Source organism: Phaeobacter sp. PT47_59 (assembly GCF_028890025.1).
Lineage (GTDB): Bacteria > Pseudomonadota > Alphaproteobacteria > Rhodobacterales > Rhodobacteraceae > Phycobacter.
This window is the reverse complement of the sequence record NZ_JARCJL010000025.1, coordinates 1-22,371: the sequence shown is the minus strand read 5'-3', so window position 1 is coordinate 22,371 and position 22,371 is coordinate 1. Positions and strand designations below refer to the sequence as shown.

23 protein-coding genes are annotated in these 22,371 nt (G+C 59.2%); 20 read left to right on the top strand and 3 right to left on the bottom strand.

Annotated elements, in window-relative coordinates:
• The 9 genes from PXK01_RS17920 to PXK01_RS17880 all read left to right on the top strand — a co-directional run bounded on the left by PXK01_RS17920 (nt 1) and on the right by PXK01_RS17880 (nt 9,256).
• The gene (locus PXK01_RS17920; protein ID WP_028095207.1) at nt 1–1,074 is read left to right on the top strand and encodes a branched-chain amino acid ABC transporter permease; all 1,074 of its coding nucleotides are present in this window, start codon (nt 1–3) and stop codon (nt 1,072–1,074) included.
• Between the two features lie 10 nt (nt 1,075–1,084).
• A complete protein-coding gene (locus tag PXK01_RS17915; protein ID WP_043753147.1) occupies nt 1,085–1,894 on the top strand; it encodes an ABC transporter ATP-binding protein in 810 nt (269 codons plus the stop codon).
• A 33-nt stretch (nt 1,895–1,927) separates the two neighbouring features.
• Entirely contained in the window at nt 1,928–3,166 is a 1,239-nt protein-coding gene (locus PXK01_RS17910) for an ABC transporter substrate-binding protein (RefSeq protein WP_407496257.1), read from the top strand.
• Nucleotides 3,167–3,263: 97 nt separating this feature from the next.
• Nucleotides 3,264–4,514, top strand: coding sequence for an ABC transporter substrate-binding protein (locus PXK01_RS17905; protein ID WP_043753095.1), 1,251 nt, complete (start codon nt 3,264–3,266; stop codon nt 4,512–4,514).
• A gap of 79 nt (nt 4,515–4,593) precedes the next feature.
• On the top strand, nt 4,594–5,370 hold the full coding sequence (locus tag PXK01_RS17900) for an enoyl-CoA hydratase/isomerase family protein (protein WP_028284927.1): 777 nt from the start codon (nt 4,594–4,596) through the stop codon (nt 5,368–5,370).
• Between the two features lie 11 nt (nt 5,371–5,381).
• Nucleotides 5,382–6,164, top strand: a complete 783-nt coding sequence (locus PXK01_RS17895; RefSeq protein WP_142494381.1) for an enoyl-CoA hydratase/isomerase family protein — start codon at nt 5,382–5,384, stop codon at nt 6,162–6,164.
• Nucleotides 6,165–6,206: 42 nt separating this feature from the next.
• Nucleotides 6,207–6,965, top strand: a complete 759-nt coding sequence (locus PXK01_RS17890) for an electron transfer flavoprotein subunit beta/FixA family protein (protein ID WP_028284925.1) — start codon at nt 6,207–6,209, stop codon at nt 6,963–6,965.
• Complete coding sequence (locus PXK01_RS17885; protein ID WP_142494380.1) at nt 6,965–7,891, top strand: electron transfer flavoprotein subunit alpha/FixB family protein; 927 nt, start codon at nt 6,965–6,967, stop codon at nt 7,889–7,891. Before PXK01_RS17890 ends, PXK01_RS17885 begins: the two co-directional genes overlap by 1 nt.
• A 207-nt stretch (nt 7,892–8,098) precedes the next feature.
• Complete coding sequence (locus tag PXK01_RS17880; protein WP_081979662.1) at nt 8,099–9,256, top strand: acyl-CoA dehydrogenase family protein; 1,158 nt, start codon at nt 8,099–8,101, stop codon at nt 9,254–9,256.
• Nucleotides 9,257–9,277: 21 nt separating this feature from the next.
• Here PXK01_RS17880 and PXK01_RS17875 read toward each other — a convergent pair whose 3' ends face one another.
• Together PXK01_RS17875 and PXK01_RS17870 are read right to left on the bottom strand one after the other, a co-directional pair.
• Nucleotides 9,278–10,444 carry a CaiB/BaiF CoA transferase family protein gene (locus tag PXK01_RS17875; protein ID WP_142494379.1) on the bottom strand — a complete coding sequence of 389 codons (1,167 nt, stop codon included), beginning with the start codon at nt 10,442–10,444 and terminating at the stop codon, nt 9,278–9,280.
• A 30-nt stretch (nt 10,445–10,474) separates the two neighbouring features.
• Complete coding sequence (locus PXK01_RS17870; RefSeq protein ID WP_142494378.1) at nt 10,475–11,620, bottom strand: CaiB/BaiF CoA transferase family protein; 1,146 nt, start codon at nt 11,618–11,620, stop codon at nt 10,475–10,477.
• A gap of 104 nt (nt 11,621–11,724) precedes the next feature.
• Here PXK01_RS17870 and PXK01_RS17865 point away from each other — a divergent pair, with 104 nt between their 5' ends.
• From PXK01_RS17865 to PXK01_RS17820, 10 genes are all read left to right on the top strand, one after another.
• On the top strand, nt 11,725–12,102 hold the full coding sequence (locus PXK01_RS17865) for a Zn-ribbon domain-containing OB-fold protein (RefSeq protein WP_057796766.1): 378 nt from the start codon (nt 11,725–11,727) through the stop codon (nt 12,100–12,102).
• A gap of 3 nt (nt 12,103–12,105) precedes the next feature.
• Nucleotides 12,106–13,257, top strand: a complete 1,152-nt coding sequence (locus PXK01_RS17860) for a thiolase (protein WP_142494377.1) — start codon at nt 12,106–12,108, stop codon at nt 13,255–13,257.
• A 23-nt stretch (nt 13,258–13,280) separates the two neighbouring features.
• Nucleotides 13,281–14,138 (top strand): MaoC/PaaZ C-terminal domain-containing protein, encoded by an 858-nt coding sequence (locus PXK01_RS17855; protein WP_185959052.1) that lies wholly within the window; start codon nt 13,281–13,283, stop codon nt 14,136–14,138.
• A 10-nt stretch (nt 14,139–14,148) separates the two neighbouring features.
• The gene (locus PXK01_RS17850) at nt 14,149–15,285 is read left to right on the top strand and encodes a CaiB/BaiF CoA transferase family protein (RefSeq protein WP_142494376.1); all 1,137 of its coding nucleotides are present in this window, start codon (nt 14,149–14,151) and stop codon (nt 15,283–15,285) included.
• Between the two features lie 63 nt (nt 15,286–15,348).
• On the top strand, nt 15,349–16,068 hold the full coding sequence (locus PXK01_RS17845) for a transglutaminase-like domain-containing protein (RefSeq protein ID WP_028284916.1): 720 nt from the start codon (nt 15,349–15,351) through the stop codon (nt 16,066–16,068).
• On the top strand, nt 16,065–16,514 hold the full coding sequence (locus PXK01_RS17840) for a MaoC family dehydratase (RefSeq protein ID WP_027264320.1): 450 nt from the start codon (nt 16,065–16,067) through the stop codon (nt 16,512–16,514). The genes PXK01_RS17845 and PXK01_RS17840 overlap by 4 nt, the downstream gene beginning before the upstream one ends.
• Nucleotides 16,501–17,625 carry an acyl-CoA dehydrogenase family protein gene (locus tag PXK01_RS17835; RefSeq protein WP_142494375.1) on the top strand — a complete coding sequence of 375 codons (1,125 nt, stop codon included), beginning with the start codon at nt 16,501–16,503 and terminating at the stop codon, nt 17,623–17,625. The genes PXK01_RS17840 and PXK01_RS17835 overlap by 14 nt, the downstream gene beginning before the upstream one ends.
• On the top strand, nt 17,622–18,773 hold the full coding sequence (locus PXK01_RS17830; protein WP_136340186.1) for an acyl-CoA dehydrogenase family protein: 1,152 nt from the start codon (nt 17,622–17,624) through the stop codon (nt 18,771–18,773). The genes PXK01_RS17835 and PXK01_RS17830 overlap by 4 nt, the downstream gene beginning before the upstream one ends.
• A gap of 28 nt (nt 18,774–18,801) precedes the next feature.
• Complete coding sequence (locus tag PXK01_RS17825) at nt 18,802–19,611, top strand: enoyl-CoA hydratase/isomerase family protein (RefSeq protein ID WP_028095226.1); 810 nt, start codon at nt 18,802–18,804, stop codon at nt 19,609–19,611.
• A gap of 27 nt (nt 19,612–19,638) precedes the next feature.
• Complete coding sequence (locus PXK01_RS17820; protein ID WP_229669281.1) at nt 19,639–20,835, top strand: phenylacetate--CoA ligase family protein; 1,197 nt, start codon at nt 19,639–19,641, stop codon at nt 20,833–20,835.
• Between the two features lie 225 nt (nt 20,836–21,060).
• On the opposite strand, the gene PXK01_RS17815 is transcribed toward PXK01_RS17820, so the two are convergent.
• Nucleotides 21,061–22,038: an FAD-binding oxidoreductase gene (locus PXK01_RS17815; protein ID WP_169739214.1), complete on the bottom strand. Its 978-nt coding sequence runs from the start codon at nt 22,036–22,038 to the stop codon at nt 21,061–21,063.
• On the opposite strand from PXK01_RS17815, the gene PXK01_RS17810 reads away from it, so the two are divergent.
• On the top strand, nt 21,989–22,300 hold the full coding sequence (locus tag PXK01_RS17810; protein WP_185959051.1) for an SDR family NAD(P)-dependent oxidoreductase: 312 nt from the start codon (nt 21,989–21,991) through the stop codon (nt 22,298–22,300). The genes PXK01_RS17815 and PXK01_RS17810 overlap by 50 nt on opposite strands.
• Nucleotides 22,301–22,371 lie beyond the last annotated feature (71 nt).

The following is a 22,371-nucleotide window of genomic DNA, read 5'->3' as shown; positions in this document are numbered from 1 at the left end:
ATGTTTTACAGACTTTCTGGCGTCCATCACGCCAACTACGTTTCGGACAGCCGAATCTTCAAGGTGCCTGCTGACCGGAATCTGACAGCATTCATCTTCTTGATTGGCCTTGCCGCGCCATTCATCATCCCGTCGCTTTATCTGAACAGCTACATGCTTCCTTGGCTGATCTGGACGGCCGCCGCGCTTGGATTGAATCTGGTGACAGGTTGGGCAGGCCAACTTCACTTGGGTTATGCTGCAGTCATGGCCGTTGGAGCGTATTCGTCGATCCATGCCGCGCGTTTCGGGGTGCCGTGGGAATTCGCCCTTATCATCGGCGGATTGACGTCATCCGTGATCGGCAGCCTGTTCGCTTTTGCCGCTTTGCGGGTCAAGGGCCTCTATCTCGCTCTCACTACTCTCGCTATGCAATTCGTGATGGACTGGGTTCTGACCCACTCTCCGGCGATCTCGGGGGGCTCACACGCGTCGCTCCAGTCACCGACATTGGCGCTGCTCGGGCAAGAGATTACCACTGATACTGGCTTCTACTATGTCGCCTTCGGCTGGTGTGTGTTGGTGACGATCTTCATGCTTAATCTCAAGCGGACTGGACTCGGTCGCGCCTTGGTCGCTGTCCGGGAAAAAGACTTTGCGGCCGCGATCCTGGGTGTGAACAGTTTCTACTACAAAATCCTCGCATTCGCGACTTCTTCGTTCATCGCAGGCGTCAGCGGTGCGTTGCTTGTTGCCACCTTTTTCTTTCTCGCCGCACCCGAGCAATTCTCGGTTGCCGTTTCGATCCAGGTTCTTGCGATGGTGATTGTTGGCGGCCTTGGCAGCATTATCGGTTCCTATTTCGGTGTTGCCCTGATCCTTCTTGTTCCGGGTATCGTGAACGGTCTCGTCGTCACGTTGAGTGACGGGCTTGGCATGCAGATCGATGTTGAAACACTCGCTCACATCCCGAACGCAGTCTATGGCGCACTGATCGTCATTATCCTTCTGATCGAACCACTCGGTTTGGGAAAACTCTACGGCAACATCAGAGACTATCTGATGGTCTGGCCCTTCGATCAGTTCAAGAAATAGGGGAATGCCGATGCAAGAAAAAGTTGAAGCCCAGAACATTCTGTCCATGAACAGTGTCGAGGTGCTGTACGACAATGTAATGCTGGCGATCAAAGGTGTTTCGGTTCAGGTTCCAAAGGGCGAGATGATCGCACTTTTGGGTTCTAACGGAGCGGGAAAAAGCACCACGTTGAAAGCGATCAGCGGTCTTTTGAAAGCCGAGCGCGGACGCATCAGCCGAGGTGAGATAACGTTCCAGGGAACGGACATTACCGAAGCGCTCGCGCAAAAACGCGTCGAGATGGGCATCTGTCATGTCATCGAAGGGCGGCGGGTCTTCGAACACCTGACCCCCGACGAGAACCTGACCGCCGCCGCGCCACGCGGAATGTCCCGATCAACGCTGAATGCGGAAAAGGAAAAGATCTACGGATATTTTCCGCGGCTTGCCGAACGCAAAAATTCGCAAGCAGGCTATTTGTCGGGTGGTGAGCAACAGATGCTTGCCATTGGGCGGGCCCTCGTGACCCAGCCGAAGCTGTTGATGCTTGATGAACCAAGTCTCGGGCTTGCTCCGTTCCTGGTCGAGGAAATCTTCGGCATCCTGCAAAAGATCAATAAGGATGAGGGCCTGTCCGTCCTGCTGGTGGAACAGAACGCCTTGGCGGCTCTGGAAATCGTTTCGCAAGGGTACCTTATCGAAAACGGCCGCGTTGTTATGCACGGCACCGCCGAGGCGCTCAAATCTAACTCCGACATTCAGGAGTTCTATCTAGGCGGCGGAGAGACCGATTTTCACAACGTCAAGCACTACAGCCGACGCAAACGTTGGTTGAGTTGAGGTACTAATCAGAAGCTGTTCAGGGAGGAACAAATGAAGAAACTTACCAAAGCGTTGGCCGTATTATCAATGTTCGGCGGAGCAATGTTTGGCACCCAGGCGCTGGCCGAGCCATTCAAGATCGGCATCTGCTACGATCTCAGCAAAGCCTATACCTTTGCCACGCCGCAGGTTTCGCAGGCCGCGATGGACCTTGCCAAGCTCATCAACATGAAGGGCGGCATCGGTGGGGAACCGGTCGAAGTCATCGTGCGTGACCACGGGAACGAACCGCAGCGCGGAATCGAGTGCTACTCGAAACTCAGCCGCGAGGGCGTCTTTGTTTTCGATACCCTGTCCACTCCGGTGTCTCTGGCTATCCTGCCGCGGGCCATGGAAGACGGGCGTATCCTGATGCAGTCTCTTGTCGGGCGCGGCGATGCCGTTGATGGCACCGTCTTCGATTGGGTCTATCCGATCGGGCCGACCTATTGGGGACAGGCCGCCAACGATGTCGCCTACATCAAGCAATTGCATGACGGCGATCTGTCAGATGTGAAGGTCGGGTTTGTTTACTTCGATTATCCCTTCGGGCAGGAGCCGATCGAGATCCTGGAAACCCTGTCCGAGAAAGAGGGTTTCGAGCTTGAACTGTACCCCGTGCCACTGCCTGGCAGCGACCAGGCCGGCGTGTGGTCCAAGGTGCGCCGCGACAAGCCCGATCATGTGATCGTCTGGATGCTGGGCGGTGCCCATGTGGTTGCCTCGAAAGAGATGAAGCGCAATCGCATTCCGATGGACAAATACATCTCGGTCAACTGGCTGAACGAAGTCGATATCGCCAACATCGGTAAAGAGGCCGCCAAAGGTATCAAGCGCGGGACCAATGTCGTGGGCGGTCAGGATATTGCCCTGTATCAGGAAATCATGGCCGAGCTTTATGACAAGGGCGAGGGATCCGGCCCGATCGAGAAGACGCAGGACGTTTTCTACAACACCGGGCTGGCCATGTATTCGATCATGTTCGAAGCCGCGCGCAAGGCGGCGGAAGCCGAGGGGCTGCCGATCACTCCGACATCCTACAAGGCCGGACTGGAGTCGCTTGAGGGCTATGACGCGAACGGGCTGATGGCCCCCATTACGGTGACGGCCGAAGATCATGGCGGCGGGGGCAAGACCCGTATCGAAATGTGGGACGGAGAGACTTGGGTGCCGCAAACCGACTGGATCTCTGAGTACACGGACGTTGTGTGGGGTGTGGTTAAAGAGAGTTCCGCGAAATACGAGCAGTGAATGACTGATTGCAGGAAGTGTGACGCTACGCGGGGCGGCAGTGGCGCTTACGGAACGGTATCACCGCCCTACACTAAACCAACGGGAGATAGATAACATGAAAGTCAAACAGCACATTAAGGCAGTGGCCGTTGCTACTGCACTGGCAGCAAGCGCGACTGTTGCCTCAGCGCAGGACAAGGAGCCTATCCGCTTCGGACTCTGCTTCGACCTTAGTAAATCCTACACGTTCATTTCACCGCAGGTGGCCCAGGCCGCGCAGGACCTGGCGATGTACACCAACGAAAATGGCGGTATCGAAGGTCATCCGGTTGAAGTCATCATTCGCGATCACGGCAACGAACCGCAGCGCGGTGTGGAATGCTACGAGCAGCTCAAGCGCGAAGGCGTGTTCCTGTTCAACTTTCTGTCCACGCCGGTCACGAACGCGGTTTTGCCGCGTGCCATGAAGGACGGTAACGTACTGATGCAGTCTTTCGTTGGCCGCGGTGACGCGGTGGACGGCGAAGTGTTCGAATGGGTTTTCCCGGTCGGTCCGACGTACTGGCAGCAGGCGGCAAATGACGTTGCCTTCATCAAGGGTCAGATGGGCGGTGACTTGAGCAAGGCGAAGATCGGGTTCATCTATCTGGATTATCCCTTTGGCCAGGAACCGATCGAGATCCTGAAAACGCTTTCCGAAAAGGAAGGGTTCGAGTTGGAGCTGTATCCCGTACCCCTTCCCGGGTCGGATCAGGCCGGCGCATGGAGCAAAATCCGCCGCGACAAGCCTGACTACGTGATCAGCTGGCTGCTGGCGGGCGGGCATGTGGTCGCCTCGAAGGAAATGCGCCGCAACCGTTTCCCGATCGACCGCTATCTGTCGGTGAACTGGCTGAACGAAGTCGATATCGCCAATATCGGCGCACAAGAGGCGAAAGGCATCCTGCGCGGGACCAACGTGGCCGGTGGCCAGGAAGTTCCGATCGTCAAGACGATGCTGGACACCTACTATGCCAATGGCAAGGGCAGCGGTCCCGAGAGCCTGGTGCGCGACGTGTACTACAACACGGGCATGGCGATCTACTCGGCCGGTTTCGAAGCCGCGCGGATCGCAATTACTGAAAACGGTTGGCCGATCACACCGGAAAGCATGAAGAATGCCTATGAATCGATCGAGAACTTCGATGGAAACGGCATCATGGCCCCGGTTACAGTGACCGACAAAGACCACGGTGGTGGCGGCAAGACCCGGGTCGAGCAGTGGAATGGCGAAACCTGGGTTCCGCTGACCGACTGGAGCGCCGACTATCTTGACGTTGTTTGGGATGTCATCAAGCACAGCTCCGCGACGTTCACCGTCGAATAAGACAGAGCTTCCCCGCGGCAGACATGTCGCGGGGAAGCTTTCCGCAGTTAGATTGTCCCGAGAAAGCGAAGCAGGTATCATGAGCCCCATTGACGTGAAGATCGAAGACGGAATTGCGACCGTCTGTATCAACCGGCCCGAACGTAAAAACGCGCTTTCCGTGGCGGCGACGAACGGGCTGACCGACGCTTGGGAGAAGATCGAGGCGGATGACAGCGTTCGTGTGGCCATTCTGACTTCTGCCGATTGCGGCGTTTTCAGCGCCGGACTGGATCTGAAGGAAGCCACACAAATCGCACGCGACGAGGGTGTCGATATTCTGACCAAGATGCGCGACCCGTTTCACGAGACCATGCGCGCCTGCAAGAAACCGATCATCGCGGCGATGACAGGGTCGCTGATGGCGGGCGGCATGATGCTGACCTTGAATTGCGATCTGCGGGTCGGTCTCAAGGGGACCAAGGTCGGTATCACCGAAGTAAAGATCGGTCGTGGATCGCCCTGGGCATCGCCGGCACTGTCCATGCTACCGCAGCCCATCCTTATGGAAATCGTTCTGACCGGCGACTTGATGCCGATCGAGCGCCTGCACGAATACGGGTTCACCAACTATATCGAAGACACTCCCGATGCTGTCCGCGCAAGGGCATTTGACCTTGCCAAACGCATTGCCAGCGCGGCCCCGCTGTCGGTTGTTGCCGCGAAAGGCGGCGTTCGCGCGACCATGGACCTGGGCTGTGCGGGTGGCCTGAAAGAGGGCAAGCGCCTTCACGAGGTGGTTTACGCCAGCAACGACGCGATTGAAGGCCCAAAGGCCTTTGCTGAAAAGCGAGCACCCGTCTGGACCGGGACCTGATGGAGACTTGAATGACTGAGCTTATTCGCCTGGACAGGGAAGGCCCTGTCGGAATCCTGCGTTTTCTTCAGCCGACAAAACGCAACCCTTACAGCATCGGGTTCGTCGAAGAACTGGTGGCGCTTCTGCGCGAAGCCGAACGGGACGCTACGATCCGTGTCGTTGTTATGACCGGTGGCAATCATTTCAGCAGCGGCGGCGATCTTGTCGGGTTTCAGTCCGAGATCGCCAAAGGCGCGCGGGCGACGTCGGAAATGGTGGACCTGGTTCACGATGGCGGACGCGCGGCCTATCTGTTTCGCAAACCTCTGATTTCCGCGGTATGCGGCGTGGCTTTTGGCGCGGGCCTCAGCCTGGCCTTGTCGGCGGACATTGTCGTTGCCGCCGAAGATGCCCGGCTGTGCGAAGTATTTGCACGCGTCGGCGGTTGTCCCGACACGGGATCAAGCTGGCTGCTTCACCAGCGCGCCGGTGCGGGCGTTGCCCGGATGCTTGTGCTCACGGGCCGTGAAATCGACGGGCGCACCGCCAGGGACCTGCGCGTTGTCGAAGAATGCGTGCCGGCCAACCAGGTCGAGGTACGGGCGCTGGAAATTGCCCGCGAGATTGCAACGCACCCGATGTTTGGCGTTCAGACCGCCAAGCGTGTGATGCGCGCCGCAGCCGAGTGCAGCTATCTCGAGGCGCTGGATATCGAGCGCGATGCCCAAAGCGTTTTGCTGTGCGCGCATGACTTTCCCGAGGCCATGAAAGCGTTTTCGGAAAAAAGAACTCCAGAATTCAAAGACCGTTAGCTCGGTTGAAACCTTATCGCAAAACTCAAGGAGACCACGCCAATGAAGGTACTCGTGCCTGTGAAACGCGTGATCGACTACAACGTGAAGGTTCGTGTCAAAGCGGACGGAAGCGGTGTCGATCTGGCCAACGTTAAGATGTCGATGAACCCTTTCGACGAAATCGCCGTCGAAGAGGCGATACGCCTGAAAGAGGCCGGCAAGGCCGAAGAGGTGGTCGCGGTATCCATCGGCGTCAAACAGGCGCAGGAAACCCTGCGCACCGCACTGGCCATGGGTGCCGACCGCGCCATCCTGGTCGTTGCAGCGGATGACGTGCACCATGATATCGAGCCGCTGGCAGTGGCCAAAATCCTTGCCAAGGTCGTGGAAGAGGAACAGCCTGGTCTGATTCTCTGCGGCAAGCAGGCGATCGACAACGACATGAATGCCACCGGCCAGATGCTGTCAGCCCTGCTGGGCTGGTCGCAGGGTACCTTTGCCTCGGAACTGGACATCGACGGTGACAGTGCCGTCGTGACCCGCGAAGTTGACGGCGGCCTGCAGACCATCAAGGTCAAGATGCCCGCGATCGTCACCGTGGACCTGCGCCTGAACGAGCCGCGCTATGCGTCGCTGCCCAACATTATGAAGGCCAAGAAAAAGCCGCTGGATGAGAAGACCGCCGATGATTACGGCGTTGATGTCACGCCGCGTCTGGAAATCGTCAAAACCTCCGAGCCCGTGGCACGCGCGGCCGGTATCATGGTCGGCTCGGTGGACGAGCTGGTCGCAAAACTCAAAGAAGCGGGGGCTGTATAATGGCTGTTCTTCTTCTCGCAGAAGTGACCGATGGTGAACTGGCAATCGACGCAACCGCCAAGGCCGTGACCGCGGCCAAGGCCCTAGGCGATGTGACCGTTCTGTGCGCGGGCGCCTCTGCTGCTGCCGCAGGCGACGCCGCCGCCAAGATCGACGGTGTGACCAAGGTTCTGGTCGCCGAAGACGCATCGCTGGGTCACCGCCTGGCCGAACCGACCGCCGCGCTGATCGCATCGCTGGCCGGTGATTATGAACATATCGTCGCCCCGGCCACCACGGACGCCAAGAACGTCATGCCGCGCGTTGCCGCGCTGCTGGACGTGATGGTCCTGTCGGACGTGTCCGGCGTTGTCGATGGCAAAACGTTCGAGCGCCCGATCTATGCCGGGAACGCGATTCAAACCGTCAAATCGTCGGATGCGAAAAAGGTCATCACCTTCCGCACCTCGACCTTTGATGCCGCTGGCGAAGGCGGGTCTGCCTCGGTCGAAAGCATCGGTGCCGGGGACAACCCCGGCCTGTCGGAATGGGTCGAAGACAAGGTCGCCGCATCGGATCGTCCCGAACTGACCTCGGCCGGTGTGGTCGTGTCCGGTGGGCGCGGCGTCGGCTCCGAAGAGAACTTTGCCCTGATCGAGAAACTGGCCGACAAGCTGGGCGCCGCCGTTGGCGCATCCCGCGCCGCCGTCGACTCGGGCTTTGCACCGAACGACTGGCAGGTTGGCCAGACCGGCAAGGTGGTCGCGCCTGACCTGTATATCGCTGTTGGCATCTCGGGTGCGATCCAACACCTGGCCGGCATGAAGGACAGCAAGATCATCGTTGCGATCAACAAGGACGAAGAAGCCCCGATCTTCCAGGTTGCCGATTACGGTCTGGTTGCCGACCTGTTCGACGCCGTGCCCGAACTGACCGACAGGCTGTAAGTCATTGCGAAAAAATTACAAAAAGGCCCGCCTGTTTTGGCGGGCCTTTTTTGTACGAGCCGAATGGGCGGCGCGTGATTAGATAAATCCGGATGCGCACGGTCCGAAGCCTTGTGACGCCCCGTCAGAACGCCTCGGGTTCATTGCCAGGAAATAAAACACTTGTTAGATTTCTTCAATGCAAGCATGAACCGATAGGAATAAAACATGTCTCTGATCAAGAACTCCCCGAGTTGGGCAGTGGATGAACACAAGATGTTCGCCGATAGTACACGCAGGCTTTTCGATGCAGAGATGGCTCCGAAGATTGAAAAATGGGCGGAGCAGGGAATTGTTGACCGCGACTTCTGGAAAACAGTCGGTCAGCAGGGTGTCATGGGTGGCTCGATTGCCGAAGAATATGGTGGGTTCGGTGGCGGCATCGGGTTCGACGCGATTACCGTCTACGAGCAGGGGCGCACCGGTGATACGGGTTGGGGCTATGGGATTCAGTCCATCGTAATCCATTATCTCAACGCATATGGCAGTGAGGAACAGAAGAAAAAGTGGTTGCCGAAACTGGTCAGCGGCGACAGCGTTGCGGCGATTGCCATGACCGAGCCTGGAACGGGCTCTGACCTCCAGAACGTACAAACCTATGCGGAAAAGGATGGCAACCACTACAAGATCAACGGTTCGAAGATCTTTATCACAAACGGGCACACGGCGGATCTCGTTGTTATCGTGGCAAAGACCGATCGCAACGCCGGCGCCAAGGGCGTTTCGTTGATCGTTCTGGAAACCGAGGGCGCCGAGGGCTTTCGCCGGGGACGGAACCTGAAGAAACTGGGTATGAAAGGTTCGGATACTGCTGAGCTGTTCTTCGAGGATGTGCGCGTGCCCACGGCGAACCTGCTTGGTCCGGAAGAGGGGCAGGGGTTCTACCAGCTGATGAAGCAGCTGCCTTGGGAGCGGCTGATGATCGGCATTACCGCGCTCGGTTTTATTGATTTTGCGATCGATGAAACGGTGAAATATGTTCAGGACCGCAAGGCATTTGGAAGCCGGATCATGGACTTCCAGAATACACGCTTCAAACTGGCGGAATGCAAAACCAAGGCCGAATTGCTACGCTCCTTCGTAAATGACGGGCTCGCGCGTCTTGAAGCGGGCGAACTTGATGCGGCCACGGCTTCGATGGCGAAATGGTGGGGCAGCCAGACGCAGAACGAGGTCATGCATGAATGCCTGCAACTGCACGGCGGTTACGGTTTCATGATGGAATACCCCATCGCGCGACTTTATGCCGACAGCAGGGTCCAGATGATCTATGGCGGCACCAACGAGATCATGAAGGAACTGATCGCACGCTCGATGGATGTTTGATCCGTCCGGTGCCGGGTGGGGCTACTCCCTGCCCGGCCCCAGAATTTCGTCGCTGTGTTCCCCAAGTCGCGGGGCCGGGCGATGATCATGTCGCGCAGGGGTCGCCGAAAAGCGAACCGGCGGGCGTGTCGTCCAGATCGCACCTTCGGTCGGGTGATCAATCCGTTGAAAGAACCCGGTTGCGGCAAGATGGGGATCGTTCGGTAAATCTGACAGGTTGCGCACTGGCATGGCGGGTATGTCGGCCTGCTCCATGAGGTCAAGCCACTCATCTGTGGTCCGGGTCAGCGCAATGTGCGCCACCATATCGTATACTGCGCCGATGTTGCGGCTACGGGCGTCCATGTCCGTGACCCAGACATGGTCGATCATGTCATTGCGCCCAACCGTCTTGAAAAACCGCGCCCATTGTACGTTGGTGTAAGGCAGAATTGTGATGTAGCCATCTGCGGTCTGAACCGGACGCCGGTGCGGAACCAGCATGCGGGCATAGCCGAAATCCTGCGGAGCCTCCTCGAAGGTGGCGCCATCCATATGTTCGGCCAGCAGGAAGGCGGCCAGCGTCTCAAACATCGGAACTTCGACATGCTGGGCCTGTCCCGTACGCTCGCGGTGGAACAGGGCGCCCATCACGGCATAGGCGGCGGTGACCCCGCCAAGCTTGTCGGCCAGAATTGTCGGGGCATAAGCGGGCGGTGCCTCGGGGTCGCGCAAGGTTGCCAGGCTGGCCAATCCCGACACCGACTGGACGGAATCGTCGAATGCTGGCTTGGCGGCATAGGGCCCGTCCTGTCCGAAACCGGTGGCGGATACCGTGATCAGGTTCGGGTTTTCCTGGCGCAGGGTTTCGGGTTCCAAAGACAATCTGGCAAGCGCCGCAGGCCGGATGCTCGAAATCATCACATCGGCATCGATGAGCAGTTTGCGCAACTGATCGAGACCGGTTTGTGTTTTGAGGTCGAGTACGACACTGCGCTTGTTACGGTTGGCCCCCAGAAAAGCGGCACCCATCAGCTTGTTGCGCGATGGCTGGACCTGGCGAAGAAGATCGCCCTCGGGGCCTTCCACCTTGATCACATCGGCCCCCAGATCGCCCAGCATCTGCGTCGCCAAAGGTCCGAAAACTACAGAAGTCAGATCGACGATCTTCACGTCTTGAAGGATCGCCGGATTGTTCTCATCGGTCATTTGATTGTCCACTTAGTTGCCTACCGTTTTTTATGAACGACGGCCGAACTCGGCGCGAAGGGCCTTGCCTTGCGCATCGAAGGCCGGGCAGGGGCCCAGTGCCGTTTCGCCGAGGCTGCGCCGGATCGGGGGGGTCGGGACGTTGATTTCACCGGAAGGCGTGCGAATTACGGACCGGTCGAGCTGGGGGTGACCGGACAGGGTCGCCACGTCGTTCACCGCGCCCGAGGCAATGCCCGCAGCGTCAAGCCGCTTCAGCATCTCGGCGCGGTCATGCGAGGCGAACACGGCCTTGATGAGAACTTCGAGCGCGGGTTTGTTTTCAATTCGCGACGTGTTGTCATGGAACCGGGGGTCGGTTGCCAAAGCCGCATCGCCCAGTATGTGTTCACAGAACCGTTGCCATTCGCCGTTGTGTTGCACGGTAATGACGACAAGCTGACCGTCCTTGCATTCATAGGCCCCGTACGGGCAAATGACCGTGTGGTTCAGTCCGACACGAGGTGTCGGCTTGCCAAGGTAATCGTGATACAGCAGTGGAACCGACATCCAGTCGGCCATCACATCAAACATTGCCACGGAAACGCCGCTGCCCTTGCCGGTGCGATCACGCCCGACAAGTGCTTCGCAGATTCCAGCATGGGCTGTCATACCGGTGGCGATATCGCAGACCGACACGCCCACCCGTCCTGGTCCGTCGGGTGTACCGGTCACTGATGCCAGACCGCTCTCGCATTGCACCAGAAGGTCATAGGCCTTGGCGTTGCGCATCGGGCCGTCTTCGCCATATCCGGTGATGTCGCAGGTCACTAGACGCGGGAAGCTCTCTCGCAGACTCGCGGAATCGAGCCCCAGCTTGGCCAGCGCGCCCGGCAGCAGGTTCTGAATAAACACATCTGCGTTTTCCAGCATCCTGAGCAGGATTTCACGGTCTTCGTCGGCTTTAATGTCCAAGGCGACCGATTCTTTGCCTCGGTTCAGCCATGTGAAATAGGCGCTTTCACCGTTGGCGGCGGTATCGTAGGCGCGGGCGAAATCGCCTGCGCCCTTGCGTTCGATCTTGATCACGCGCGCGCCGGCGTCGGCCAGCCGCGAGGAGCAAAAAGGCGCGGCGACTGCCTGTTCCAACGCAACGACGAGTTTGCCGGAAAGGGGGGCTAAGTCTGAACCTGACATGAGTTTCTCTCAATTGATCCTGAAAGGTTGACTAAATCTAACAATTGTTAGAAAGATTATCAATACGCTTAAACAAAGACTGGGTCGCTTGAAGGAGAACGCCAATGCAGGATGCCAAAGGACCAGACCAGCTTTTCCAACGCGCGCTGGCAGAGGGAGAGATCCTGCTGCCCAAGTGCGACGACTGCGGGGCCTATCACTTTTTCCCGCGAGTCCTGTGTCCACATTGTCATGGCACCGCGATTTCGTGGAAGCAGGCCGGCGGCAAGGGACGGGTCCACACCACAACAGTCGTGCGCCGAAAGCCCGAACGGGGCGGCGACTACAACGTATGCGTCGTCGAGCTGGACGAGGGTGTCCGGATGATGAGCCGGGTCGAGGGCATTGCCCCGGGTGAGGTCGTCATCGACATGCCTGTAACCGCATTCGTGGGCGAGGCCGAGGGTGTTCCGGCCGTGCTTTTCAAACCGTCGGAGGGATAGGCCATGACCACTGAACTTCGGGGGAAATCCGCCATCGTGGGAACCGGTCATGCCGGTCTCGGAGAAGCCCATGGCCTGACGGCCTATGATGTCATGGCGCAATCTGCGCTTGCGGCGCTTGGCGATGCCGGGCTGAAACTGTCCGACGTCGACGGGCTGTTTTGCACCATGATGGAAGACAGCATGCCGGCGCTTATGGCGGCGGAGTATCTGGGCATCCAGCCCCGTTTCATTGATGGCACGATGTCGGGCGGTTCGTCCTTCGTAAACTACCTGACGTCCGCGACCATGGCGCTGGACGCCGGTCTGTGTGATGTCGCGCTGATTGTTTATGGCTCCAACCAGCGCACCGCGTCGGGCAGACTGGTGACCGCTTCACGTCCGCCGGCCTACGAGGCGCCGTATAATCCGCGCTATCCGATCTCGGCCTATGCGATGGCGGCGGCGCGGCACATGCATGAATATGGTACCACCCGCGAACAGCTGGCCGACGTGGCCGTTGCCGCGCGGGCCTGGGCGCAGCGCAACCCCGAAGCGTTCGAGCGCGGCCCGCTGACCCGCGAGGACGTGTTGGGTTCGCGCATGGTGGGCGATCCATTGACCGTGCGCGACTGTTGTCTTGTCACCGACGGTGGCGGCGCGATCGTAATGGTCCGCGCGGACCGCGCCCGGGATTTCCCGAAGGCACCTGCCTATGTGCTGGGCAGTGCTGCGGCAAGCTCGCACCGGCAGATTTCCCAGATGAAGGATTTCACCGTGACCGCGGCCCGCGACTCGGGCGCGCGCGCCTTTGCGGCGGCCGGAGTGACCCCTGCGGATATCCAGGCGGTCGAGCTCTATGATGCCTTCACCATCAACACGATTTTGTTTCTCGAAGATCTTGGGTTCTGCGCGAAGGGCGAGGGAGGGGCCTTTGTCGAGGGCGGACGCATCGCGCCTGGCGGCGTGTTGCCGGTGAACACGAATGGCGGCGGCCTGTCCTGCGTGCACCCCGGGATGTACGGCATCTTCACAGTGATCGAGGCTGCCCGTCAGATCCGTGGCGACGCGCCGGGCATTCAGTTGAAGGATATTGATCTGGCGCTGGCGCATGGCAATGGCGGTGTGCTGTCCAGCCAGGTCACGGCAATACTGGGGTCACGAAACACGCTCTGACGGCGATCAAGGGAGGAAAGATCATGCCACTGGATTTCGAAGCACTTTCGAATTGGGATTTCGAAGAGATCAAGCAGACTCTGACCGAGCGGGATACCATCCTTTACGCACTCGGGCTGGGGTTCGGCGAAGATCCGACAGACAAGAAAGAACTGGCCTTTGTCTATGAGGACGGTCTGAAGGCGGTTCCCTCTATGGCCGTTACCCTGGGGTATCCGGGCTTCTGGCTGCGCAATCCGAAAACCGGCGTGAACTGGCAGAAAGTGCTGCACGGAGAACAGTGGCTCGACATCTACAAGCCGCTGCCGACACATGGCCGAATTGTCGGCCGCAGCAAGATCGACTTTATCGCCGACAAGGGCGAGGGCAAGGGAGCCGTCATTTACCAAAGCCGCGATATTATCGACGCGGACAGCGGCGAAAAACTGGCGCGCGTGGCGATGTCGGCTTTCTGTCGCGGTGATGGGGGGTTCGGCGGTGAAAACCAGGCGGGTCCGGCACCCGCAGTGCTGCCTGATCGGGCGCCTGATCATGTATGTGATATCAATACCCTGCCGCGCCAAGCCCTTATTTATCGTCTCAGCGGTGATTTCAATCCGCTTCATGCTGACCCGGATGTTGCCCGTTCTGTCGGGTTCGACCGCCCGATCCTGCATGGTCTGGCGACCTATGGGCTGGCGGCCCGGGCGATTCTCAAGACGTTGCTGGACTATGATTCTGCCCGGCTTGTCGGTCTGGATGTTCGGTTCTCGGCGCCGGTCTATCCCGGCGAAACCGTGCGGTTCGAAATCTGGGAAGAGGACGGCGAGGCCCGGTTTCGAGCATCTATTCCGGCACGCGACGTGGTTGTTCTGAACAACGGCGCGGCGCGCTTCGCCTGAGGCAGTGAAGATGGCTCAACCGCTCAAGGATATCCTGGTGCTGGATTTCAGCACACTTCTTCCCGGTCCGATGGCGACGCTCATGTTGTCCGAGGTCGGCGCCGAAGTGATCAAGTTCGAGCGTCCCGGAGTCGGCGAGGACGCGCGCCAAACCGAGCCCAAGATCGACGGAGAGAGCATCGGATTTGCCGTGTTGAACCACGGCAAGCGATCGGTGGCCATCGACCTCAAGTCAAGGGGCGCAGTGGAACGTCTGCGCCCCTTGATCGAGAGGGCCGATGTTCTGGTCGAGCAGTTCCGTCCCGGCGTGATGGACCGGTTGGGGCTTGGTTATGAAGCGGTGCGCAAGATCAATCCCGGTCTCATCTATTGTTCGATCACCGGCTATGGCCAGACCGGACCAAAGGCCAGCGCCGCCGGCCACGACCTCAACTACGTCGGTGATGCGGGTATCCTGTCGCTCAGTCGTGGACCGGATGACCAGCCAACGGCCCCGTTCGGGCTGGTCGCCGATATCGGAGGCGGAACCTATCCTGCGGTGATGAATATCCTGCTGGCCCTGATTGCGCGGCAGGCAAGCGGGCAGGGAACGCATCTGGATATCGCAATGGCCGAGGGGGCGTTCGCCTTTGCCTATTGGGCCCATGCCGAAGGTGTGATTGCCGGGCAGAACATCGAAAGCGGTGGCAGCCGTCTGACGGGTGGCCTGGCCCGATATCGGCTTTATTCGGCTGCGGACGGGCGTCAGATCGCCGTCGGCGCGTTGGAAGAAAAGTTCTGGCAGTCGTTCTGCGATGTTATTGGTTTGCCGGTGGCCCTTCGCGATGACTGGTCCGATCCCAATGCCTGCGCCGCAGAGGTTGCACGTCGTCTGAGGGAACACCCCTCGACCCATTGGGAGCCTTTGCTGGCAGCGGCAGATTGCTGCTGTTCGGTCGTGAAAACGCCCGCCGAGGCGGCGCGCGACCCGCATTTCAAAGCGCGTGACGTGTTCGGGCGGACAGTAAAAATCTCCGGCCGGGACGCGCCTGCTTTGCCGCTGCCAATTGCGCCGGAGTTCCGTTCTTCCGGAAATTCGGTCGGAGTTGCAGCCACTCTGGGCGAAGACAATACGCGTTATGGCTTGGACCAACCAAAGACAGAGTAAATCCCGTTGACGGGCAGGTTTTGAATCGGTAATCTAACATTTGTTAGAAAAAAGGAGGGGCCAATGGACAAGTCTGACGATGACCTGCCGACTGAAGCTGAGCGTTATGTCATGCCATCGCGCTTTGTGGAAAGCGATAGCTTGGAAGTGCAGGGTTTCGTGACATCGGCTTTGCGTGATCTCCCTGTGGGCGCAACCAATCGCGACAAGGCGATCCGCCTGTTCGAAGCGGTGCGCGACGATATTCGCTATGATCCCTATTGTTTTGCGCTGGATGAGGACTCTTACCGTGCCAGCCGTATCGCTGGGGCGGAAGCGGCGTTTTGCGTTCCCAAGGCAATTCTTCTGGCGGCTTGTTTGCGTGCTGTGGGTATCCCCGCCGCTCTGGGGTTCGCGGATGTGCGCAACCACCTGAATACACCCAAGTTGCAGGAGTTGATGGGGACCGATCTCTTTATCTACCACGGCTATGTTCAGCTGTGGTTGGGGAATGAGGCCTACAAGGTGACACCTGCATTCAACATGGAACTGTGTGAAAGATTCGGGGTCAAACCCCTGGTCTTCGACGGCTATCACGACGCGCTCTTTCATGAGTTCGACGAACAGAATCACCGGCACATGGAATATGTGAACGACCGTGGTCTCTATTTCGACGCGCCGATGGGTGAGTTCCTGGTGGCGTTCAAGGAAACCTATCCGAAGCTGGAAGAATTCAACCGCATCCGGATATCCAAGGATGCGAGCGGATACGATGACGGTTTCGCAAAGGAGGGTGCCTCTTGAGGTATCTGGAAGACTTCTCGCCGGGCCAAGTCTATCGCTTTCGCAGCGCTCCGATGAGCGCGGATTCAATAAAGGCCTTTGCCAAGGAATGGGATCCGCAGCGGCTGCACACCGATGAAGACTATGCAACCGCCATACATGGCAGCCTGATCGCCTCGGGCTTTCAGACCATGCTTGAGGTGTTCAAGCCGGTCATGACCGAGATGATGGTCGATGTTGCCAATATCGGCGGCATGGGCTTTGACAATTTGCGCTGGCTGCGGCCTGTGCACCCGAACGAACCCCTTGATGTCGAACTGACGGTCAACTCGGTCACACCGTCAAAAAGCAAGCCCGACAGAGGTGTTTTGCACTATACGCTCAGCGCCAAAAACCCCGAGGGCGAGGTCGTTTTTTCGACCGACACCCCCGTGATGATCCAGCGAAAACAAAATGACACAAACTGATATCCTTTCCAGCGAACAAGAAGACCTTCGCCTGTTGCGCGAGAGCGTGCGCACGTTGTTTGAACGGGCGGGCGGAAGTGACAGAGCCCGACAACTCCGTGATGCCGGGGGCGGTTTCGATCCGGAGATGGTCCGGGAACTGGCCGAGGCCGGTGTTTTCGGCGTGGCGGTGCCCGAAGATCAGGGCGGGCTTGGCATGGGCCTAGCCGCCGGGGGTGTCATCGCCGAGGAAGTCGGCCGTGTGATTGCCCCGGAACCGGTCGTGTCGACGATCGGTCTGAGCCTCGGCCTTCTGCGCCGCCTTTGTCCGGATCATCCGAAGATGGCACAGCTCATCGGCGGCGAAATTTCATTGGCGGTTGCCTGGCAGGAACGCGGCCCCGACGGGGCGCCTGCCGATGCGACCTGCCGATACGCGGACGGAAAGCTGACCGGTGGCAAGGCCTGGGTCGTCGGTGCGATCGGTTCGCACGGGTTCCTTGTCGTGGCCGAACAGGATGATGGTCCGGTTCTGGTTCTGGCTGAGGCAGACGCGCAGGGGCTTGTCATCGACAAGCGGACGCAGGCGGATGGCAGCTCTCTGGGCGAGCTTTCGTTTTCGGGAACTCCGGCCGCGGAATTGGCCAGCAGCGGTGCGGTTCTCACTGCACTGGCCGAAGCTGTCGCCGATGCAACGGCGCTTGCCGCGGCCGAGCTTGTCGGCCTGAGCGAGCGCGCCTTCGAGATCACGCTCGACTACATCAAGACGCGGGAGCAGTTCGACAAGCCGATCGGATCATTCCAGGTCATCCAGCACCGTGCCGTCGACCTCAACGTGATGTGCGAGGTCGCGCAGGCCGGAGTGCGGGAGGCGCTTGCGCAGATGGACAGCGAAACCGATCCGAAGGTTCGGGCCCCGATTGCCAGCCGCGCCAAAGCGCGCGCCGTCACGGCCGCCAAGAAAATCACCCGCGACGCCATCCAGCTGCACGGGGCCGTCGGGTACACGGATGAGTTCGATATCGGGCTCTACCTGAACCGGGCGCTGGTGCTGTCGGCCTGGTTGGGCGACGATGCCTATCACAGGCGGATATGGTTCGAGGCACGCGAAGCAGAGGGGGCAGCACAATGACCGACTGGAACGCTATGACCGATGCAGAGTTCCGCAAAGAAGTGCGCCAGTTCTTCGAGGCGGAATATCCCGAGGAGCTGCGTCACCTGCCGCACCGACCGAAGTTCGCCGAGATCGAACATTGGCACCGCAAGCTTCACGCCAAGGGCTGGGTCGCGCCAGCCTGGCCCGCTGAATTCGGCGGTATGGGGCTGAACGCCGCCAAGTTGCTGATCTTTTACGAAGAGCAGCAGCGCTGGGGCGTCAATCGCGGCCGCGACATGGGCGTGCAGATGGTCGGGCCGCTGATCATCAAATTCGGCACCCAGGAACAAAAAGATTACTGGCTGCCGCGTATCCTGAGTTGCGAAGATATCTGGTGTCAGGGCTATTCGGAACCCGGCGCCGGGTCCGATCTGGCGAACCTGCGCACACGCGCAGAGATTGACGGCGACGACTTTGTCATCAACGGACAGAAGATCTGGACCACGATGGCGCATGACGCCACGCATATTTTCATGCTGGTGCGCACCGATCCCGATGCGCCGAAGAAACAGCAGGGCATCAGTTTCCTGCTCGCTCCGATGGATCAACCCGGAGTCGAGGTGCGCACCATCACGACCCTGTCGGGCGAGACCGAGTTTTGCGAGGTCTTCTTTGACAATGCACGGACGCCCCGCGAGAACCTCGTGGGCGAGCTGAACAAGGGTTGGACGATGGCCAAGGCTCTCTTGAGCTTCGAACGCATTTTCATCGGTTCGCCAAGTCTGGCCCAGAACGCTCTGGGACAGCTTGAAAGTTTTGCCCGTGGCCGTGGCGCGTTTGACGATCCGGTGTTCCGTGACCGCTTTGCCCAGGCGGCACTGGATGTGGAAGATCATGCCGCGCTTTATGCCCGTTTTGCAGATCAGCTCAAACGTGGCGAGACGCTCGGTGCGGATGTGTCCATGCTGAAGATTTGGGTGACTGAATGCTTCCAGCGCATCACCGAGCTGATGATCGAAGCAGCCGGTCCCGATGGCGGCTCCATCGGGCCGCTTCAGGTCGGCAACGTAAGTGTCGATGTTCTGGCGAGTTTCTACAAGGCCAGACCTACCACGATCTACGGTGGATCGAACGAAATCCAAAGAAACATCCTGTCCAAGGCCGTCCTGGGACTGCCTGGCTGAATCAATACCCCACGGAGGAAATAGAACCATGTCGGATCGTTATGCAAAATACGATAAACTGAAATTTGACTACCCGGCGGATCGCGTCCTGCGCATCACGTTCGACCGGCCCGAGACATTCAACTCGGTCGATGCCGAAACCCACACCCAGATGACGGACATGTGGATCGATATCGACCGTGACCCAGACATCAATTCGGTCATCGTGACCGGTGCGGGCAAGGCATTTTCCGCCGGGGGTGATTTCAGCCTGATCGAAAACATGATTGGCAATTCGCACGAGATCATGAAGACGTGGAAAGAAGCCAAGGATCTCGTCTATAACATCATCAACTGCAACAAGCCGATCATTTCCGCGATCAATGGCCCTGCGGCCGGCGCAGGCCTTGTGGTTGCCATCCTGGCCGACATCTCGATCGCCGGAAAGAAGGCCAAGATTGTCGATGGTCATCCCCGCCTTGGTGTTGCCGCCGGTGACGTCGCGGCGATTATCTGGCCGCTGCTGACCTCGATGGCCAAGGCGAAATACTATCTGATGACCTGCAAGCCGGTGTCGGGCGAAGAGGCCGAGCGTATCGGTCTGGTATCAATGTGCGTCGAGGATGACGAGCTGCAGCAGATCGCGCTGGATACAGCCGTCGAACTGGCCAACGGCTCGCAAAGCGCGATTCGCTGGACCAAGTATTCGCTGAACAACTGGCTGCGCCAGGCCGGGCCGATCTTTGATGCGTCGACCGCGCTGGAGATGCTTGGCTTCATGAGCGAGGACGTCAAGGAAGGTGTGTTGTCGCACCGCGAGAAGCGCGCGCCGAACTTCCGTAAGGACTGCCCGCTTTAACACCAGATTGGACGAGGAGGCATGGAAATGTCTGATGATATCTACAAAGATATAGCTCAAGCCTATGCCGCTGCGGCCGAAAAAGCTCCTGGCCTGAAATCGCGATTTACAGCTGCCGGATTCGATCCGGCAGCTGTCACATCGGTGGCGGACCTCTCGCGTCTTCCAGTGATGAAAAAAGAAGAGCTTCTGAAGATCCAGCGCGAGAACCCGCCCTTTGGCGGGTTCCTGGCCTCGGATCTGAAGGATGTCGGGCGGATCTACGTGTCCCCCGGCCCGATTTTCGAACCGGCCCTTTCGGACGGTGGCGGCCACGGCCTTGACCGGCTGTTCAAGGCGGCAGGCGTGGGGCCGGGGGATATCATCCTGAACACCTGGATGTATCATCTGGTGCCCGCGGGGCTTTTGTTCGACGAAGCGGCACAGGCCGCAGGCGCCACGGTGATCCCCGGAGGCGTCGGCAATACGGAGCTTCAGGCACAGATCATCGCCGAAACCGGCGTGACTTCGATCTGCGCTTCGACCGCGTTTTTCCTGACGCTGGCGGACAAGGTGATCGAAACCTATGGCCGCGACGCATGGAAGGTGAAGACAGCCTTCCTCGGCGGTGAGATGGGCGACTGGATGGCCAAGCGCCGCCGGATCGAGGCCGAATACGGCGTGTCCACCTGGGCCGCCTATGCCACCGCCGATCTGGGCCTTGTCGCCTATGAGGATGGCGGCGAAGGCTACCTGGTTCATCCCGACCGCGTGGTGCAGATCTGCGATCCGGTCAGCGGCGAACAGGTCGCTCATGGCGATCCTGGCGAGGTTGTCGTGACCGCGCGCGATTCCACCTGGCCGATGATCCGGTTCGGCACCGGCGACAGCGCCTTTGCCCTGGAAAGCAACGCGGATGGCACCGTCAGCCGGATTTCAGCATTGCAGGGACGGGTCGGGGCAGCGGTCAAAGTGCGCGAGATTTTCGTTTATCCGCGCGTGGTTGAAGAAGTTGTCATCGGCACGCCGGGCGCAAAGGCCGCGCAGGCCGTGGTAACGCGCGAGAACGATCGCGACATGATCCGCCTCTCGCTTGTGCTGGAAGACGGTGCCGACGCTTCCGCCGCAGAAGCAGCCGCCGCTGATACCTTCAAACTGCATGCACGAATTCGTGCTGACGAGGTGAACATTGTTTCGGAACTACCCGAAAATGCAGAACTGATCGTCAACCAAAAAGACCGCTGAGATCGGGTTCTGTGCGCTTTGCCTGAATCCGACCTTTTAGCCGACACTGGCACGCGGGTTTTCGTGGACCCAAGACTTTCAACTTGGCGAAGGTCTTGGGGATCCCGGCCCCGCGCGCCCGTGGGGTGTCGCGGAAAGCGGCACAGGTCAAACGTGGTCGAAATCGACTGTCAGTTTTTTGGTTTTCGGACGGGCCTGGCAGGTCAGGACAAAGTTCTCCTTCAACTACCGAGGCTCCAAAGCATAGTTCAGCGTCATCTCTGCCTCGCCTTCGATAACTTTGGCGCGGCAGGTGGAACACATTGCGCCCTTGCAGCAATAGGGTAGTTCGATACCTGCTGCGGCGGCGGAGACCACGCTTTCCTGATCAGGTGTCATCACAAAGCTGCGGGCGGTGCCATCAAGGATCGCCGTGACCTGAACTCCTTCTCCAGTGGCGGCTTCCGCCGTAAGCGGCGCAAGCGTGACGGTGGCGGTATTGTCAGCATCGGCGGGAGCGAACAGCTCGTCATGAAAACGGTTCTCTTCAACGCCGAGGTCGCGGAGCGCGGTCTTGAGTTCCTGAATCATCTCGGCGGGGCCGCAAAGAAAAGCATCTTCTATTTCTGCCGGAGCGAACAGGGCACCGGAGAACTTGCGCAGCTTTTCCGCATCAAGCCGGCCCGAGAATAGTGGGGAATCGGTGCCTTCGCGCGTCAGTGTATGAAAAAGAGAGAACCGTCCGGGATAGGTATCCTTGAGATCGTTCAATTCGTCGCGGAAGATGATGGAACTTAGCGTTCGACTGCCGTAAAAAAGGATGAAGTTGGCCCCGGCCTCGGTGGCAAGCACCGAGCGGATGATCGAAATGATTGGAGTAGTTCCACTGCCCGGGGCCAGGGCGAGATAGGTGCGTGGTCCGCCTTGTCGTATCTTTGATCCGAATGTGCCTTCGGGCGTCATGACATCAAGTTCGGTGCCCGGTGGCAGTTCGCTATGAACGAAAGAGGAAAACGCTCCGCCTTCCAGCAGCTTGACCAGAACGCGCAACTCGCCATCGTCTCGGCCGGAGCTGACCGAATAGCATCGCCGCACACCATCGATATCACCGGCACGGCGCAGCGTGACGTACTGGCCCGGGATGAATTGATAGTCGTCCGCCAGATCTTCGGGATTGGGCGAGCATTTCGCCGAACTGCTGGCGGGGCAGGATGTCGACGTCACATTGGCCGCCCGCCGCGTCGCCCGCTTGTCTGAGCTTTCCGCAAAGATAGCGGCGGAAGGGGGGCAGGCCGATGTGATAGAGATGGACGTGGCGGACCCGGAGTCGGTGGAAGCCGCGCTGAAGGGACGGGTCTTTGACACTGTCATCAACAATGCCGGAACGACGGCATCTCTTCCCGCATTGGAACACGGGCCGGCCGAAATCGACGCGATCATAGACACAAATCTCAAGGGCGCATTTCATGTCGCACCGTATCGGTAGTGCCCCGTGGGGTGGTGTAAGAGGCCGCGCGCGAAGCCCTTGGCGTAGCGCAGCGCGCGGCCGGGCTGGCG